Here is a 17,239-nt window from a genome sequence, read left to right on the forward strand (position 1 = left end):
CTCGTCAAGGGGTAGCCATGCCGGACAGCTCCGGGAAATTCGTCGCCGCCATCGACCAGGGCACCACGTCGAGCCGCTGCATCATCTTCGACCAGGACGGCGCGATCGTCGCCGTCGACCAGCGCGAACACCGCCAGATCTTCCCCAAGCCGGGCTGGGTGGAGCACGACGCCACCGAGATCTGGTCGAAGGTGCAGGCGGTGGTCGCGGGGGCGATAGCCAAGGCGGGACTGCGCGCCGACCAGGTCAGCGCGCTCGGCATCACCAACCAGCGGGAGACCACGGTCCTGTGGGACCGCGCCACCGGCAAGCCGGTGCACAACGCGATCGTCTGGCAGGACACCCGCACCTCGGGGCTCTGCAACGAACTGGGCGGCGCGGACGGGCAGGACCGCTTCCGCGAGCAGACCGGACTGCCGCTGGCGAGCTACTTCTCCGGGCCCAAGGCGGCCTGGCTGCTCGACAACGTGCCGGGGCTCAGGGCCCGTGCCGAGCGCGGCGAGATCGCCTTCGGCACCATCGACTCCTGGCTCATCTGGAACCTCACGGGCGGCACCGACGGCGGCAAGCACGTCACCGACGTCACCAACGCGGGCCGCACCATGCTGATGAACCTGGAGACGCTCCAGTGGGACCCGTCGATCCTGTCGGCGATGAACATCCCCGAGGCGGTCCTGCCGGAGATCAGGTCCTCGGCCGAGGTGTACGGCACGGCCGTGGGCCAGCTCTCCGGGGTGCCCGTCGCCTCCGCGCTCGGCGACCAGCAGGCGGCCGTCTTCGGGCAGGCCTGCTACGACACCGGCTCGGCCAAGAACACGTACGGGACGGGCAGTTTCCTGCTCCTGAACACCGGCAACCGTCCCGTCCCGTCCAAGAACGGGCTGCTCACGACGATGGGCTACAAGATCGGCTCCGAGGCCGCGGTCTACTGCCTGGAGGGGTCCATCGCGATCACCGGCGCCCTGGTGCAGTGGTTCAGGGACCAGCTCGGCATCATCCGCTCGGCCGACGAGATCGAGCCGCTCGCGGCGAGCGTGGAGGACAACGGCGGGGCGTACATCGTGCCGGCCTTCTCCGGCCTCTACGCCCCGTACTGGCGCTCCGACGCGCGCGGTGTCGTCACCGGGCTCACCCGGTACGTGACGAAGGCGCATCTCGCGCGTGCGGTGCTGGAGGCGACCAGCTGGCAGACCCGCGAGGTCGTGGACGCCATGTACCAGGACTCCGGGGTGCGGCTCACCCACCTCAAGGTGGACGGCGGCATGACCAAGAACAATCTGTTGATGCAGCATCAGGCGGACGTCCTGGGTGTGCCGGTGATCCGGCCCAAGGTCTCCGAGACGACCTGTCTGGGCGCGGCGTACGCGGCCGGGCTCGCCACGGGTGTCTGGAACGACCTCGACGAGCTCAAGGCGCACTGGCAGCGGGACGTGGAGTGGACGCCGCAGATGGCCGCCGAGTCGCGGGACCGGGAGTTCCAGAACTGGCACAAGGCGGTGGAGCGGAGCTTCGGCTGGCTGGAGGGCGGCGAGGGCTGAGCCGAGCGGAGCCGCGGCTCGTACCCCGGTCGGCGGGGGTACGGGCCGCTCGCGCGGGGCGGCTACGTGGTGGCGGGTTCCCTGGCCGCCGCGGCCGCCGCGGCGGGTTCCCTGGCCGCCGCGGCCGCCGCCATCGCGTGTTCGACGACGTCGATGAGGACTTCCTTGACGGACTCGCGGTCGCGCGCGTCGCACAGCACCACCGGCACGTCGGAGTCGAGGTCGAGGGCCTGGCGCACGGTGTCCGCGGGGTAACGGGAGGCGCCCTCGAAGCAGTTGACGCCGACGACGAAGGGTATGGAGCGCCGCTCGAAGTAGTCGACGGCGGCGAAGCAGTCCTCCAGGCGGCGGGTGTCGGCGAGGACGACGGCGCCCAGCGCCCCGGTGGCCAACTCGTCCCAGAGGAACCAGAAGCGGTCCTGCCCCGGCGTGCCGAAGAGGTACAGGACGAGGTCCTCGCGCAGGGTGATGCGCCCGAAGTCCATGGCCACCGTGGTGGTGTGCTTGCCCGCGACGCCGCTCGTGTCGTCGACGGGCCGCCCGGCCTCGCTGAGGGTCTCCTCCGTACGCAGCGGTTTGATCTCGCTGACCGCGCCGACCAGCGTCGTCTTGCCGACGCCGAAGCCGCCCGCCACGAGGATCTTCAGCGTGACCGGCTCCACGGGGGCCTTGCCGCGCTCAGAACGCCTGAAGATCATCGCTCACTTCTCCTGGATCGGTGGTGTCGCGCGGCGCCGGTCCGTATCCGCCGCCGCCGGGGGTTTCGATCACGAGTACGTCGTCGGGGCCGAGGTCGGCCGAGTCGCTGCCGGCGAGCTCCACGACGGAGCCGTCCGCGCGCTCCACGCGGTTGGCCCCGAGTGCGCCGCTCGCGCCGCCCGCCATGCCGTACGGCGCGACCGCGCGGTGCTGCGACAGGGTGGAGACCGTCATCGGCTCGCGGAAGCGGATGCGGCGCACGGCTCCGTCGCCGCCGCGCCACCGTCCCGCGCCGCCGCTGCCCCGCCGCACCGCGAACTCCTCCAGGAGGACGGGCAACCGCCACTCCAGGACCTCGGGGTCGGTGAGCCGCGAGTTGGTCATGTGGGTCTGCACGACGGGCGCCCCGACGAAGCCGTCGCCCGCTCCCGAGCCGGAGGCCACGGTCTCGTAGTACTGGTGGTGGTCGTTGCCGAAGGTGACGTTGTTCATCGTGCCGGAGCCCTCGGCCTGGACGCCGAGGGCGGCGTAGAGGGCGCCGGTGATGGCCTGGGAGGTCTCCACATTGCCGGCGACGACGGCCGCGGGCGGCTCGGGCGAGAGCAGCGAGCCGGGCGGCACGACGATCCGCAGGGGACGCAGGCAGCCGTCGTTGAGCGGGATGTCGTCGTCCACGAGAGTGCGGAAGACGTACAGGACGGCGGCGTTGACCACCGCGAAGGGTGCGTTGAAGTTCGTGTCGAGCTGTGCGGAGGTCCCGGTGAAGTCGATGGTCGCCGAGCGTTCCGCGCGGTCCACGGTGACGCGCACCCGGATCGTGGCGCCCGCGTCGGTCCGGTAGGCGTACTCGCCCTCCTCCAGGGCGTCGATGACGCGTCGTACGGCTTCCTCCGCGTTGTCCTGGACGTGCCGCATGTAGGCCTGGACCACGTCGAGCCCGAAGTCGTCGATCATGCGGGTGACCTCGTCGACGCCCTTCTGGTTGGCGGCGATCTGGGCGCGCAGGTCGGCGAGGTTGGTGTCCGGGTTGCGCGAGGGGTACGGGGCGTCGGTGAGCAGGGCGCGGGTCTCGGCCTCGCGGAAGCGGCCCTCTTCGACGAGGAGCCAGTTGTCGAAGAGGATGCCCTCCTCGTCGATGGTGCGGCTGCCCGCGGGCATGGAGCCGGGGGCGATGCCGCCGATCTCGGCGTGATGGCCGCGCGAGGCGACGTGGAAGAGGATGCGCTCCCGCGCGGTGCCGTGCTCCCCCGGCCTGTCGAAGACGGGCGTGATGACGGTGACGTCGGGGAGGTGTGTGCCGCCGTGGTACGGGTCGTTGACGGCGTAGCTGTCCCCGGGGCGCATGGCGGCGCCGCGGCGTGCGATCACCTCCTTGACGCTGGTGCCCATCGATCCCAGGTGCACGGGGATGTGCGGGGCGTTGGCGACGAGGTTGCCCTCGGGGTCGAAGAGCGCGCAGGAGAAGTCGAGCCGCTCCTTGATGTTCACCGACTGGGAGGTGGACTCCAGGCGGGCGCCCATCTGTTCGGCGATGGACATGAAGAGGTTGTTGAAGACTTCGAGGAGGACGGGGTCGGCGGCGGTGCTCGCGGTGGAACTCTCCGGCTCCGCGACGCGTTCCATGACCAGGTGCCCGTCACCGGTGATCGCCGCCCGCCAGCCGTCGTCCACGACCGTCGTGGAGCCGTCCTCGACGATGATCCCCGGTCCCATGACGGTCTCGCCGGGCGGCAGTTGCGCGCGCCGGTGCAGCGGTACGTCGTGCCAGGCGCCGCCAGTGTGCAGGCGGACCTGGAGCGGGGCGCCCGGGGTGACGGCGTCCGCGAGGGCCGAGAGGTCGGGCGGTTCGGTGACGCCGGTGGCCTCCACGGAGAGGGCTTCGACGACGAGGGGGCGGTCCAGGGTGAAGGAGTAGGTGGCGCGGTGCCGGTCCTCGAAGTCGCCGCTCATGGTGGCCGGGTCGGTGAGCTCGACGGTCAGGGCGGTGTCCGTGCCGTCGTAGCGGAGCTGGGCGCGGCGGGTGACGCGGATACGGTCGGCCGGCACGTCCTCGGCGAGGAGTTCGTCGCGGGCGGCGCTCTCCAGGTCGTCGGCGGTCGTGCGGACGCGCTCCATCGTCGCCGCCTCCAGCGGCGTCTCCACGGACTGTTCGCGCATCGCCGTGGTGTCGGCGAGTCCGATGCCGAGAGCGGAGAGCACCCCGGCCATCGGCGGTACGAGGACGGTGCGGATGCCGAGCGAGTCGGCGACCATGCAGGCGTGCTGGCCGCCGGCGCCGCCGAACGTGGTGAGGGCGTACCGCGTGACGTCGTGGCCCTTCTGGACCGAGATGCGTTTGACGGCGCCCGCGATGTTGGCGACCGCGATCCGGAGGTAGCCCTCGGCGACCTGCTCGGGCGTGCGGTCGTCGCCGGTCGCCGCGCGGATCTCGTCGGCCAGGGCCGCGAAGCGCTCCCGGACGAGGTCGCCGTCGAGTGGCTGGTCGCCTTCGGGGCCGAACACCCGGGGGAAGTGGTCGGGTTGGACGCGGCCGAGGGCGACGTTGGCGTCGGTCACGGTGAGCGGGCCGCCGCCCCGGTAGCTCGCGGGTCCCGGGTCGGCGCCCGCCGAGTCGGGGCCCACCCGATAGCGGCTGCCGTCGAAGTGGAGCACGGACCCGCCGCCCGCGGCGACGGTGTGGATGTCGAGCATCGGGGCGCGCAGCCGGACGCCGGCGATCTGCGTGGTGAACACCCGCTCGTACTCGCCCGCGTAGTGCGAGACCTCGGTGGAGGTGCCGCCCATGTCGAAGCCGATGACGCGGTCGAAGCCGGCCAGCCGTGACATGCGGGCTATGCCGACGATGCCGCCCGCGGGTCCGGAGAGGATCGCGTCCTTGCCGCGGAACTGGCTCGCCTCGGCGAGGCCGCCGTTCGACTGCATGAACATCAGCCGCACGCCGTGGAGTTCGTCGGCGACGTGCTGGACGTAGCGGCGCAGGACGGGGGACAGATAGGCGTCGACCACCGCGGTGTCGCCGCGCGGGACGAGCTTCATGAGCGGGCTGACCTCGCTGGAGAGCGAGACCTGCGGGAAGCCGGTGCGGGCGGCGAGGTCACCGATGGCCTGTTCGTGGGCCGGATGGAGGTGGCTGTGCATGCAGACCACCGCCACGGAACGGATCCCGTCCGCGTAGGCGGTGCGCAACGGGCCCGCGAGGCCGTCCAGGTCGGGGGCGCGCAGGACGTCGCCCTCGGCGGTGACGCGCTCGTCGACCTCGATGACCCTCTCGTAGAGGAGTCCGGGCAGGACGATCTCGCGGGCGAAGATGTGCGGGCGGTTCTGGTAGGCGATGCGCAGGGCGTCGCGGAAGCCGCGGGTGATGATCAGGGCGGTGGGCTCGCCCTTGCGCTCCAGAAGGGCGTTGGTGGCGACGGTGGTGCCCATGCGGACGGCGTCGACGGTCGCGATGCCGGCGTCGGCGGTCGCGGTGCCGGCGTCCCCGCCACCCGCCTGTCCCCCGCCGCGCCCGGTCTCCGCGTCGCTCTCGCCGCGCTCGGTCTTCGCGTCGCCCACGCCGCCTGCCGTGGCGAGCAGTTCGCGGATGCCGGCGACCGCCGCGTCGCGGTAGCGGGCGGGGTTCTCCGAGAGGAGCTTGTGGGTGCGGAGGCTGCCGTCCGGGTGGCGCGCGACGATGTCGGTGAAAGTGCCGCCCCTGTCGACCCAGAACTGCCAGCCAGTCACGTTCTCACTCCCGCTTCCGCGCTGTTCAGAGCGCCCGGAGGCCGTCGATCACGTCGCGCAGAATACTCTCGTCCGGCAGCTCGGCGGGGGGCACGGGGCGGGTCACGTGCACCAGTTCGTCCTCGACGAGGTCGCCGATGAGAACGCGGACCACGCCGATGGGCAGGTCGAGCTCGGCCGCCAGTTCGGCGACCGACTGGGGCGTGTCGCGGCAGAGCTCGACGATGTCCACGTGCTCCGGGGAGAGCGTCTGGTCGGCCTCGGGGACACCGCAGGCCCACGCCTCGGTGACGACGACCGCGATCAGGTCGAGCCGGTGCTGTCCGGCGCTCGTGGTGCGGCCGCGCGTCATCGCGTACGGGCGCACCACGGGCCCGGCATCGTCGTCGAACCAGCGGGGTGACTCCTGCGCTCCCGCTAACGTCCGCTCGGCCTCTGTCGTTCTCTGCGTCCCTCGACCGTCGTCATTCATGACCTCCCACTACCCCCCGGCGGACAGATCCGTGCGCGGAGCCGTACCCAGATGCACACCCACCCGCTTGACCAGCAGCGTCATCTCGTACGCCACGAGTCCGACGTCGGAGTCCGCGTCCGCGAGGACGGCGAGGCAGCTGCCGTCGCCCGCGGCGGTGACGAAGAGGAACGCGTCGTCGAGCTCGACCACGGTCTGGCGGACCCTGCCCGCCTCGAAGTGCCGGCCGACGCCCTTGGCGAGGCTGTGGAAGCCGGAGGCGACGGCGGCGAGGTGCTCGCTGTCCTCCCGGGTGAGGTTCTTCGACACGCCGGTCGGCAGGCCGTCCCCGGAGAGCACGAGCGCCTTGCGGATGCTGGCGACGCGCTCCACCAGGTCGTCGAGGAGCCAGTTGAGCTCTCCGTGCCCCCCGGTGGTCGTGGTGCGTGCGTCGGCGTTCGGTGCGGTCATCGACCGTCCCCCTCGGGTGTCGTTCCTGGTGCTGTGCCGTGCGTGGCGTCGTCGCCCGCGGCGTTCTCGTCGCGGCCGCGCTGCCAGCCCCGCTGGAGCGAGGCCATGCGGCTGCGGACCTCTTCCGCGTCCCGCTCCTCCGGCCGGGTCTCGGCACGGTCGGGGCGGCGGTCGGGTCCGGCCTTCAACTGCGGGGCGAGACTGGCCTGCCGGACTCGACGGGGCAGTCCGCCCGGGGCGGTCGTGGGGGTGTCGCGGTCCCGGCGGCCCGGGGCGGCGGGCCGCGCCGGGGCGGGATCGGGCGCCGCGGCGGGGCGCAGTCCGTTCTCGGTGCGGGACGCACGGCCCTGGGCGGCACGGCTCTGCGGGCCGCGGTCCTGGGCGGCCCGGTCCTGGGTGGCGGTTCTGGGGCCACGGCGCGGGAGCCCGGAGCCGGGCCCGTCGTCCAGGGCGGTGACGTCGCGGTGCGGCGGGGCCAGATCCGGCCATGCGGGCTGCGGGCGCTCGGGGAGTTCGTCCTCGGCGGCGGGAGCGAGCGGCCTGTCGTCCGGGAAGCGGCTGTCCTGGGAGCGGCCTTCGGCGAACCGGCTGTCCTGCGACCTGCCCTCCGGGAAGCGGCTGTCCTGGGTCCTGCCCTCGGGGAAGCGGCTGTCCTGGGTCCTGCCCTCGGGAAAGCGGCTGTCCTGGGGCTTGGGGTGGGTCACCGGGCGGCCGTTCGAGCGGACCAGCTTGGGGGTCCTGCGGCGCGGCAGCGGTACGGGGCCGCCGTGCGCGTCGTCGGCCGGGTCGTCGTCGAGGTGGGCGGGGGCGGCGCCTCTGCGGGTCGGCTCGGCGCGGCCCGCCTCGCGGTCGTCGCGGGCCTGCTGGTGCTGTTCGCCGGGCGCACCGGCCACCCTGCGGCGCGGCCGGAAGAGGCCGCCGCGTTCGCTGTCCTCGTCGTCGAGCGCGCCGGGGAAGCCGTCGAGGTCCCCGAGGCCCACGGGCGCCTCCAGTTCGACGGGTCCGTCGAGGACGGAGGCCGGCAGGCCGGGGAGCTGCACGGGCACCTGGGAGAGCGCCGCCGTGCGGTCGGCCGCCTTGTCCTGCCCGGCCGTGACCTCGCGGCTCTGCGGCCGGTCGAGCCGGTAGCCGCCGGTGTCGGGCACGTCGTCGGTGAGCAGCGACTCCGGGATGAAGACGACGGCGGTGGTGCCCCCGTACGGAGAGGGCTGCAGCGAGACCCGGACGCGCTGGCGCTGCGCGAGCCGGCTGACCACGAACAGGCCGAGCCGGTCAGTGTCGGAGAGTTCGAACTCGGGGGTCTCCGCGAGCCTCAGGTTGGCGTCCAGGAGCGCGTCGGGCGTCATGCCGAGGCCGCGGTCGTGGATCTCCAGGGTGAAGCCGTTGGCGACGTGTTCGCCGAGGACCTGCACCCCGGTGTGCGGGGGCGAGAACACCGTGGCGTTCTCCAGGAGTTCGGCGAGCAGGTGGGTGATGTCGGCGACCGCGGGGCCGGTGACGGCGATGCGGGGCAGCCGGCGCACCTCGATGCGCTCGTAGTCCTCGACCTCGGCGACGGCCGCGCGAACGACGTCCATGAGCTGGACGGGCTTGCGCCACTGGCGTGAGGGGGCGGCGCCGGAGAGGATCACCAGGCCCTCGGCGTGCCGGCGCATGCGCGTGGTCAGGTGGTCGAGGCGGAAGAGGTCGGCGAGCTCGTCGGTGTCCTCGGTCCTGCGCTCCATGGTGTCGAGGAGGGTGAGCTGCTTGTGCAGCAGCACCTGGCTACGCCGGGCGAGGTTGACGAACACCTCGGAGACGCCGCGGCGCAGGTCGGCCTGTTTGACGGTGGCCTCGACGGCGGCGCGCTGCAGGGTGTTGAGGGCCTGGCCGACCTGGCCGATCTCGTCCTTGCCGTAGGTCAGGCGGGGCGCCTCGGTCTCCACGTCGACGTGTTCGCCGGCCGCCAGCCTGCGCAGTACGCCCGGCAGCCGGACGCCGGACGCCTCGTGGGCCTCCAGGCGCAGGCGGCGCAGGTCGCGGACGAGGCTGCGTCCGATGCGTACGGAGAGGAAGAGGGAGACGAGGAGCGCGAGCAGGCCGAGCACACCGGCGGCGATGACGCGCACGACGACGCGGACGGCCGCCGGTTCGACGCGGTCCTGGAAGCTGTCGGTCGCCTCGATGTTGCTCTCGGAGAGCTGTTTGAGGACCCGGCCCGCCGCCTCGTCCCACTGGCGCGACGTCACCACGCGCGGGGCGTCGGTACCGGCCTCGATGACATCGTTCTCGGCCTTGTTCAGGCGGGTGGCCTCGGTGCCGTTCCAGTAGCGCTCGTAGCGGCCGCGGTCCTCTTCGGAGAGCTGCGGGAAGTTCACCTCGAAGAGCAGGGTGCGCTGCGCCCGGAGCTCGGTGACCTGCCGGACCTCGGCCTTGGTGAGCCGGCCCGCGACGAGCGCCGACCCGATCACCGCGTCCTCGCGGGAGAGCAGCTCACGCGCGCGGGTGGCGCCGACGAGGGCGCGGCCCTGCTGGTCGTACTCGGTGTCGTCGAGCCCCGAGAAGCCGTTGAGCGTGCTCAGCAGGTCGAAGTAGGGGTCGATCAGCTTGGTGTACATCTTCAGGGCGCCGGCCCGGGTGAGGGTGCCCTCCTCGACGCCCTGGCGCAGCGGCCCGATGCCGTCGAATGCCTCGACGAGCTCGTCGAGGCGCTTGCGGGAGTCGCCGCTGACGCCGTCGCGGACGTCCGGATCCTCGGCGTTCGTACGGATCTTGGCGATCATGTCGTCGGTCGCGGTGCGGCTGCGGCGCAGCGCGGCGAGGGCGTCCGAGGCGCGGGGATCGGCGAGATAGACGAGGGTCTGGCGGCGCTCCTGCTGGATGACGCGCGCCGTGTCCTCGACGGGGTAGGCGAGCTTGTCGACGACGTTCACCGTGTCGATCAGGCTCAGTGCCTCGCGGCCCGTGACGACGGTGGCGAACGCCCAGATGGCGGTGAGGGAGAGCAGCGGCACGAGCAGCAGCGCCACGATCTTCCGGCGGATGGACTTCCCGCGAAAGCGCATGGCCTCCCCCAGATCGGCCCCCTGCGGCCGTTGCACGGGCCAGGGGCACACATGTGCGTCAACAAACGGCGCGAGCCTACTACTGACTCACGAGCAACTCGAAGGCGCATCCGAACGCTTTTCAGCCGTGACGCGAAATGGACATCCCTAGTTGTCCCTCCATTACGGGAGATTGCGTCCCAGCATGCGGTACCTGCGACCAGGGCCCATCCACCGTTCCTGACATGCCAGTTGGCCGGTTTTCTTCGCTGCACGGAATCGGAGCGGGAATCTTTCGGATCTCTCGTTCGTCGTTCAGGCAGAGAGTCGCGGAACCGGGCGCCCGTCACTGGACAGCCGACATGACGGTCGGCAAAACGGGCAGCCAGTGGTGAACGGCCGCGAAGCAGTGGGGGGAGTGACGACACGATGGGTACGGCAGAGCGCCACGGGGCGTCCGGGGAACAGCAGGCGCAGCGGCCGCCATTGTGGGTCGAGGAGCCCGCCCGCAGGAGGCGGCTGCCGGATCCGGTGCGGACGGCCGCCGTGCGGGCCGTGATCATAGTGGCGCTCACCCTGGTCCAGGCGATGGTCGCCTTCCTCGCCGCGCTCGCGGGCTCCTGGCTGTCCTTCCCCATGGTGCTGAGCAGCGTGGCCAGCACGGTCGTGGCGACGTGGGGCGTGCTCGACGTGTGGGTGACCCGCCAGGTGTGGAACCAGCGGTACGGCGTGGTGTCGGCGCCGAGCAGTACGGCACGGCGGCTGCGGCGCGAGCGGCGGCGGGCCCGCCGTCAGACGCGGGGCACGGCGGGCGGCCAGGAGCGCATGGGCGGCAAGGACCGAATACAAGGGCACAGCGGGGCAGGGCAGTTGTCGCACACCTGAGCGTCTGAGCGCCCCTGGTGTCAGGGGTCAGGCCCGGACGGGCTCGGTGACCAGATCCGCCCCGCGCTCCCCCGCCGACCCTGGCGGCCGCTCCGCCGCCAGACCCCTGCGCGCCTTCATGAACGGCCGGGCACGGTCGACCGCGAGGACCGCCGTGGTCAGGCCCGCGCGTTCGTACACGGCGAGGAAGCCGTTCCCGTCCGAGACGTCCGTCGTCCCCTCGACCACCCGTACGGTGTCGCCCTCGCGGCACCGCCCCGCGAACTGCACACGGGAGCCGTACTGATCGGACCAGAAGTACGGAAGGGGGCGCACCGACTCGACCGTGTGCCCGGCGAGCAGGTTCCGTACGGCGACGCGGGGCTGCTCCGTCGCGCTCGTCCAGTGCTCGGCGCGGACCCCGCCCACCCGGGCCACGTCGCCCACCGCGACGACCTGGGGCAGCGAGGTGACGCAGCCGTCGTCGCACAGCACGCCGGCGTCCACGGCCAGCGGCGAGCCCGCGAGCCAGTCGGTGGTGGGGACCGCGCCGATGCCGACGACGACCACGTCGGCGGGGAGTCGCCGCCCGTCGGACAGCTCCACGGCGGTGACGGTGCCGGTGGCCGACCCGCCCCGCAGCCCCGCCACGCCCACTCCCGTCAGGAGCCGCACCCCGCCGCGGGCGTGCAGCCGTGCGCACACCTGCGCCATCTCCTGCCCGAGCTGCGCCGCGAGAGGCAGCGGCGCGGCCTCGACGACCGTGACCTCGTGGCCGAGCGCCGCGCACGAGGACGCCGTCTCGGCCCCGATGAAGCCGCCGCCGATCACCACCACCCGCCGCGGCCCCCGGGTCAACTCCGCCCGCAGGGCGCGGGCGTCGTCCAGGGTGCGCAGCGTGTGGACCCCGGCGAGCGACTCCCCGGCCAGGCGCCGGGCGGAGGCCCCGGTGGCGATGACGACGCCGTCGCCCGCCAGGGTGCGGCCGTCGTCGAGGACGACCGTGCGGCCGCGCGCGTCGAGGGCCCGCGCCCGCGCGCCGAGGAGCCAGGTGGCGTCGAGTTCCGCCGTCTCCTCGGCGTCGCTGAGGGCGAGCTGCCCCTCGTCCGCGTCGCCGGTCAGGAACCCCTTGGACAGGGGCGGCCGGTCGTACGGACGGTGCGGTTCGGCGCCGACGAGGACGAGACGGCCGTCGAACCCCTGGGCGCGCAGTTCCCGCGCGGCGTACAGTCCGGCGAGCGAGGCGCCCACCACGATGACGGTCCTCATGCCGCGGATCCCTTCTCGGCGGCTCCCGCTTCGGCGGTGAGGCCGTGCGAGGCGCCCTGGCCGACCAGCCCGTCGGTGGCGAGGCGTACGAGGATGACGCCGTCCTCGACGTACACCTGGTGGGTGCGGACCGGGCGGCGCGCGGGCAGACAGGTGGGCCTGCCGGTCCGAAGATCGAATGACGCGGCGTGCAGCGGGCATTCGACCTGACAGCCCTCCAGCCAGCCCTCCGACAGGGAAGCGTCCTGGTGGCTGCACGTGTCGTCGATGGCGAAGAGCTCACCGTCGGCGTTGAACACCGCGACGGGCGGCGTGGTGTCGAGGCGGACGGATTCGCCCGCGGGGAGGTCTTCAAGGCGGCATACGGGGATCATGGGCCCCCCTCTGGTGTCATTCGGCCCGGTCCTGGACCTCTGGGGGACCAAGACCCTTCGGTAACATGATGTTTCGCATGGCGCACGAGGGAGCGCTATGCGCAACAGAATCCGGGTGGGGTGCCCCGCGCGTCAAGGGCTTCCCGAACACGCGGCTACAACGGGCCGCCAGGTGGTGAGAGTTCAGTTATGACGGGCGAGCGGAAACAGGCTGATCAGGAGAGGGCGCCGAGCGGGAAAACCCGCGAGCGGCAGCCGAAGGGGGCGGCCGGATCCGTCCAGTCCGTGGACCGCGCGGTGAGCGTTCTGGAGATCCTCGCGCGGCACGGGGAGGCCGGAGTCACCGAGATCGCCGACGAGTTGGGCGTCCACAAGTCGACGGCCTTCCGACTGCTCGGGGTGCTGGAGAACCGCGGCCTGGTCGGCCAGGCGAAGGACCGCGGGAAGTACTTCCTGGGTGCGGGTGTACTCCGCCTCGCGGGGGCGGCGGCAGTGCGCATGGACATCTCGCAGGAGGGCGGCCCGGTCTGCCGTGAGCTGGCGGACGAGCTGGGCGAGACGGTCAACATCGCGGTCCTGGACGACGACGCCGCGGTCAACATCATGCAGGCCCGCGGCCCCGCCTCGGTGACCGCGCAGAACTGGCTGGGCCGGCGCACCCCGCTGCACGCCACGTCCAGCGGGAAGGTGCTGCTCGCGCACCTGCCGACGACGCTGCGCGAGGGCCTGATGGCGCGCACCCTGCCGCGTCTGACCGACCGGACGGTGACGGGCACGGCGGCGCTGCGCGGCGAGCTGGAGACCGTGGTCGAGCAGGGCTTCGCGGTCGCCGTCGAGGAGTTGGAGGTGGGCCTCGCCGCCGTCGCGGCGCCGGTGCGCGCGCACGACGGCAAGGTGATCGGCGCGCTCAGCGCGTCGGGCCCGGTCTACCGGCTGACCGACGACCGGCTGACGGAGCTCGCCAAGCGGACCGTCGCGGCCTCCGTCGAACTCTCCCGGCGGATGGGGTACGGCTTCTGAAGGATCCGCGCGCCCGGCCCGGCGAGGGGCGGGGCCGCAGCGGCGTCGCAGCGTACGCGCACGAAGGGGTGAGGCCGGGAGTTCCGGCCTCGCCCCTTCGTGTGCCGTGTGCGCCCCCTGGTGCCCCCAGACAATCGAGAAGGCTTGGCTCCGCCCCCTTGACGGCCTCTTGATGGCATTCCCAGTATGTCTCTCATCGCGCAACCGAACGTGCAGTACGCAACAACTCCGCCACGCCGTGCGCAACAGCAGAGGAGTCTGGCCGTGCCCCACGAGGTCCGTGCCGTCGTCGCCCCGAAGAAGGGCGCTCCCGTCGAGGTGCAGCCGATCATCGTGCCCGATCCCGGTCCGGGAGAGGTGCTCGTCTCCGTCCAGGCCTGCGGGGTCTGCCACACGGATCTGCACTACCGGGAAGGCGCGATCAACGACGATTTCCCGTTCCTGCTCGGCCATGAGGCGGCCGGCACCGTCGAGTCGGTCGGCGCGGGCGTGACCGAACTCGCCCCCGGCGACTGTGTGGTGATCGCCTGGCGTGCGCCCTGCGGTGCCTGCCGCTCGTGTCTGCGCGGTCGCCCCTGGTACTGCTTCGACTCGCGCAACGCCGCGCAGCCCATGACGCTCCTGGACGGCACCCCGCTGAGCCCCGCGCTCGGCATCGGCGCCTTCGCCGAGAAGACGCTGGTCGCCGCCGGGCAGGCGGTGAAGGTCGACCCCGCGGCCCGCCCCGAGGCCGTGGCCCTGATCGGCTGCGGTGTGATGGCGGGGTACGGGGCCGCGGTGAACACCGGCGGCGTCGGCCGCGGGGACACCGTCGCCGTGATCGGCTGCGGCGGCGTCGGCAACGCGGCCGTCGCCGGGGCGTCGCTGGCCGGGGCCCGCCGGGTCATCGCCGTCGACATCGACGAGAAGAAGCTGGACGGCGCGATCCGCTTCGGCGCCACGCACACCGTCAACTCCCGTGGCACGGACCCGGTCGCGGCGGTGCGCGAACTGACCGGCGGCCACGGCGTCGACGTCGCGATCGATGCGGTCGGCACCCCGTCGACGTACCGGCAGGCCTTCTTCATGCGGGACCACGCGGGGGTGCTCGTGCAGGTCGGGGTGCCCGATCCGGAGATGGCCGTCGAGCTGCCGCTGATCGAGCTGTTCTCGCGCGGCGGCGCTCTCAAGTCCTCCTGGTACGGCGACTGCCTGCCCACCCGGGACTTCCCGATCCTGGTCGACCAGTACCTCAGCCGCCGCCTCGACCTGGGCGGTTTCGTCTCCGAGACGATCACGCTCGACCAGGTGGAGGAGGCGTTCGCGCGGATGCACCGGGGCGAGGTGCTGCGATCGGTGGTCGTCCTGTGAGCGCCGGCCGCCCCGCGGGGCCCCGCGTCGTCGTCATCGGTGCCGGCATCGTCGGCTGCTCGCTCGCGGACGAGCTGACCGCCCGCGGCTGGACCGACGTGACCGTCCTCGACCAGGGCCCGCTGCCCGCCCCCGGCGGCTCCACCTCGCACGCGCCGGGCCTGGTCTTCCGCACCAGCCCCTCCAGGACGCTGACGGCGTTCGCCGCGTACACCGTGGAGAAGTTCAACGCCCTCGAAGTGGACGGCCTCCCCTGCTTCAACCCCGTCGGCGGCCTGGAGCTCGCCACCACCCCCGAGCGCTGGGCCGATCTGCACCGCAAGGCCGGACTCGCCGCGTCCTGGGGCATCCACGCCGAACTCGTCGGCCCGGCACGGTGCAAGGAGCTGTGGCCCCTCGTCGACGCCTCCCAGGTGTACGGCGGTCTGTACACGCCCGACGACGGGCTGGCCCGTGCCGTGCCCGCCTGCCGGGCCCAGATGGAACGGGCACGCGCGCGTGGCGCACGATTTCTCGACCGCCACACCGTCACGGGCATCGAGCGGGAGGGCGATCACGTCACCGCCGTCGTGACCGACCGCGGCACCTTCCCCGCCGATCACGTCGTCTCGGCGGCCGGGTTCTGGGGGCCGGTGATCGGACGGATGGCCGGGATCGACGTCCCCCTGCTCCCCCTCGCCCACCAGTACGTGCGGACGACGCCCCTGCCCGAGCTCGCGGGAGCCGACGACCCACGCACGGAAGCCACCCGGCCGATCCTCCGCTTCCAGGACCGCGACCTCTACTTCCGCGAGCACACCGACCGCATCGGCATCGGGTCGTACGCCCACCGGCCGCTTCCCGTGGACCCGTTCGCCGTCCCGGCCTACGACGACGCCGCGGACATGCCGTCCTCGTACCCCTTCACCGAGGAGGACTTCGCCCCCAGCTGGGAGGAGTGCCGCCGGCTGCTTCCCGCGCTCCGGGAGGCGGAGATCGGCGACGGCTTCAACGGCGTCTTCTCCTTCACGCCCGACGGCATGCCGGTGCTCGGCGAATCCCGTGCGCTGCGCGGCTTCTGGCTGGCCGAGGCCGTCTGGGTCACCCACTCCGCGGGCGTCGCCAAGGCGGTCGCCGAGTGGATGGTCGACGGGCGGCCCTCCCTCGACCTGCACGCATGCGAGCTGACGCGGTTCGAGGACGCGCAACGCTCCCCCGCGTACGTGGCCGAGCGCGGTGCGCAGCAGTTCGTCGAGGTCTACGACGTCATCCACCCGCTCCAGCCGATGGACCGGCCGCGCCCCCTAAGGGTCAGCCCCTTCTACGCCCGCCAGCAGGAGCTGGGCGCCGTCTTCCTCGAAGGCGGCGGCTGGGAGCGGCCGCACTGGTACGAGGCCAACGCCCCGCTGGCCGAGGGCGTCGAGGTGCCCGGGCGCGACGCCTGGTCCGCCCGGCACTGGTCCCCGATCGCGGCCGCCGAGGCGCGCGCCACCCGCGAACGGGTCGCCCTGTACGACATGACGCCGCTGCGCCGCCTGGAGGTCACCGGCCCCGGCTCTCTCGCCTTCCTGCAGTACATGACCTCCAACAACCTGGCCAAGAAGCCGGGTTCGGTCACCTACACGCTGCTCCTCGACGAGGCCGGCGGCATCCGTTCCGATCTGACCGTGGCGCGGCTCGCCCCCGACCGCTTCCAGGTGGGCGCCAACTCCCCCGCCGACCTCGACCGGCTGCTCCGGCACGCGCCCGGTGACGTCCACGTCAGGGACATCACCTCGGGGACCTGCTGCGTCGGCGTCTGGGGTCCACTGGCCCGCGCCCTCGTCCAGCCCCTCGCGTCCGACGACTTCTCGCACGAGGCATTCGGCTACTTCAAGGCGAAGGAGACCTGCGTCGGGCACGTCCCGGTCACCGCCATGCGTCTGTCGTACGTCGGTGAGCTGGGCTGGGAGCTCTACACCAGCGCCGACCTGGGGCTGCGTCTGTGGGACACGCTGTGGGAGGCGGGGCGCGCGCTCGGCGTGGTCGCCGCGGGGCGGTCCGCGTTCAACAGCCTGCGCCTGGAGAAGGGCTACCGCGCCTGGGGCCACGACATGACCACCGAACACAACCCCTACGAGGCGGGCGTCGGCTTCGCCGTCCGGATGAACAAGGGCGACTTCGTGGGGCGTGCGGCGCTCGAAGGCCTGGGGCAGCCCACCCGGAAGCTGACCGCGCTGCTCCTGGACGACCCCGCCGCCGTCGTCCTCGGCAGCGAGCCCGTGTACGTCGACGGCGTCCCGGCCGGGTACGTCACCAGCGCCTCGTACGGGTACACCCTGGGCCGCTGCGTCGCGTACGCCTGGCTGCCGCCCCTGGAGACGGGCGCCGGCGTGCACATCGAGTACTTCGGCGAGAAGGTTCCCGCGACGGTCGCCGAAGAGCCCCTGTTCGACCCGGAGATGACCCGCATCCGCCGCTAGCCGCCAGGAGGCACCG

General features: G+C 72.6%; 11 protein-coding genes and 1 pseudogene. 5 read left to right on the forward strand and 7 right to left on the reverse strand.

Annotation, left to right across the window (positions count from 1 at the left end; genetic code table 11):
• Positions 1-17: 17 nt before the first annotated feature.
• Entirely contained in the window at positions 18-1,538 is a 1,521-nt protein-coding gene (gene glpK / locus ACZ6CV_RS29760; protein ID WP_362371863.1) for a glycerol kinase GlpK, read from the forward strand.
• A gap of 62 nt (positions 1,539-1,600) precedes the next feature.
• On the opposite strand, the gene ACZ6CV_RS29765 is transcribed toward glpK, so the two are convergent.
• Genes ACZ6CV_RS29765 through ACZ6CV_RS29785 form a run of 5 tightly spaced genes read right to left on the reverse strand, consistent with a single transcriptional unit; the run spans position 1,601 to position 9,926 of the window.
• Positions 1,601-2,236 carry a GTP-binding protein gene (locus ACZ6CV_RS29765; RefSeq protein ID WP_469253992.1) on the reverse strand — a complete coding sequence of 212 codons (636 nt, stop codon included), beginning with the start codon at positions 2,234-2,236 and terminating at the stop codon, positions 1,601-1,603.
• Complete coding sequence (locus tag ACZ6CV_RS29770) at positions 2,217-5,960, reverse strand: hydantoinase B/oxoprolinase family protein (protein ID WP_469253994.1); 3,744 nt, start codon at positions 5,958-5,960, stop codon at positions 2,217-2,219. The genes ACZ6CV_RS29765 and ACZ6CV_RS29770 overlap by 20 nt, the downstream gene beginning before the upstream one ends.
• A gap of 25 nt (positions 5,961-5,985) precedes the next feature.
• Positions 5,986-6,432: a DUF742 domain-containing protein gene (locus ACZ6CV_RS29775; RefSeq protein WP_469253995.1), complete on the reverse strand. Its 447-nt coding sequence runs from the start codon at positions 6,430-6,432 to the stop codon at positions 5,986-5,988.
• A 9-nt stretch (positions 6,433-6,441) separates the two neighbouring features.
• On the reverse strand, positions 6,442-6,882 hold the full coding sequence (locus ACZ6CV_RS29780; RefSeq protein WP_355819527.1) for a roadblock/LC7 domain-containing protein: 441 nt from the start codon (positions 6,880-6,882) through the stop codon (positions 6,442-6,444).
• Complete coding sequence (locus ACZ6CV_RS29785) at positions 6,879-9,926, reverse strand: sensor histidine kinase (RefSeq protein WP_469253997.1); 3,048 nt, start codon at positions 9,924-9,926, stop codon at positions 6,879-6,881. The genes ACZ6CV_RS29780 and ACZ6CV_RS29785 overlap by 4 nt, the downstream gene beginning before the upstream one ends.
• Before the next feature lie 360 nt (positions 9,927-10,286).
• Between ACZ6CV_RS29785 and ACZ6CV_RS29790 the strand changes: the two are divergent.
• Positions 10,287-10,790 (forward strand): annotated as a pseudogene (locus tag ACZ6CV_RS29790) (hypothetical protein); the annotation flags it as partial.
• A 27-nt stretch (positions 10,791-10,817) separates the two neighbouring features.
• Here the strand turns inward: ACZ6CV_RS29790 and ACZ6CV_RS29795 are convergent.
• Positions 10,818-12,038, reverse strand: coding sequence for an NAD(P)/FAD-dependent oxidoreductase (locus tag ACZ6CV_RS29795; protein ID WP_469253999.1), 1,221 nt, complete (start codon positions 12,036-12,038; stop codon positions 10,818-10,820).
• Positions 12,035-12,412 (reverse strand): bifunctional 3-phenylpropionate/cinnamic acid dioxygenase ferredoxin subunit, encoded by a 378-nt coding sequence (locus tag ACZ6CV_RS29800; protein WP_469254001.1) that lies wholly within the window; start codon positions 12,410-12,412, stop codon positions 12,035-12,037. Before ACZ6CV_RS29800 ends, ACZ6CV_RS29795 begins: the two co-directional genes overlap by 4 nt.
• A 189-nt stretch (positions 12,413-12,601) precedes the next feature.
• On the opposite strand from ACZ6CV_RS29800, the gene ACZ6CV_RS29805 reads away from it, so the two are divergent.
• From ACZ6CV_RS29805 to ACZ6CV_RS29815, 3 genes are all read left to right on the forward strand, one after another.
• On the forward strand, positions 12,602-13,432 hold the full coding sequence (locus tag ACZ6CV_RS29805) for an IclR family transcriptional regulator (protein ID WP_469254003.1): 831 nt from the start codon (positions 12,602-12,604) through the stop codon (positions 13,430-13,432).
• Positions 13,433-13,696: 264 nt separating this feature from the next.
• Positions 13,697-14,782, forward strand: coding sequence for an S-(hydroxymethyl)mycothiol dehydrogenase (locus ACZ6CV_RS29810; protein WP_469254005.1), 1,086 nt, complete (start codon positions 13,697-13,699; stop codon positions 14,780-14,782).
• A complete protein-coding gene (locus tag ACZ6CV_RS29815; protein WP_469254007.1) occupies positions 14,779-17,223 on the forward strand; it encodes a GcvT family protein in 2,445 nt (814 codons plus the stop codon). The genes ACZ6CV_RS29810 and ACZ6CV_RS29815 overlap by 4 nt, the downstream gene beginning before the upstream one ends.
• The last annotated feature ends 16 nt before the right edge of the window (positions 17,224-17,239 follow it).

The sequence above is a fragment of the Streptomyces sp. NPDC041713 genome, assembly GCF_055591085.1.

Coding starts and splice junctions, on each gene's coding strand:
- ACZ6CV_RS29805 (WP_469254003.1), top strand. CDS start 12,602: ATGACGGGCGAGCGGAAACAGGCTGATCAGGAGAGGGCGCCGAGCGGG.
- ACZ6CV_RS29785 (WP_469253997.1), bottom strand. CDS start 9,926: ATGCGCTTTCGCGGGAAGTCCATCCGCCGGAAGATCGTGGCGCTGCTG.
- ACZ6CV_RS29800 (WP_469254001.1), bottom strand. CDS start 12,412: ATGATCCCCGTATGCCGCCTTGAAGACCTCCCCGCGGGCGAATCCGTC.
- ACZ6CV_RS29775 (WP_469253995.1), bottom strand. CDS start 6,432: ATGAATGACGACGGTCGAGGGACGCAGAGAACGACAGAGGCCGAGCGG.
- glpK (WP_362371863.1), top strand. CDS start 18: ATGCCGGACAGCTCCGGGAAATTCGTCGCCGCCATCGACCAGGGCACC.
- ACZ6CV_RS29780 (WP_355819527.1), bottom strand. CDS start 6,882: ATGACCGCACCGAACGCCGACGCACGCACCACGACCACCGGGGGGCAC.
- ACZ6CV_RS29795 (WP_469253999.1), bottom strand. CDS start 12,038: ATGAGGACCGTCATCGTGGTGGGCGCCTCGCTCGCCGGACTGTACGCC.
- ACZ6CV_RS29765 (WP_469253992.1), bottom strand. CDS start 2,236: ATGATCTTCAGGCGTTCTGAGCGCGGCAAGGCCCCCGTGGAGCCGGTC.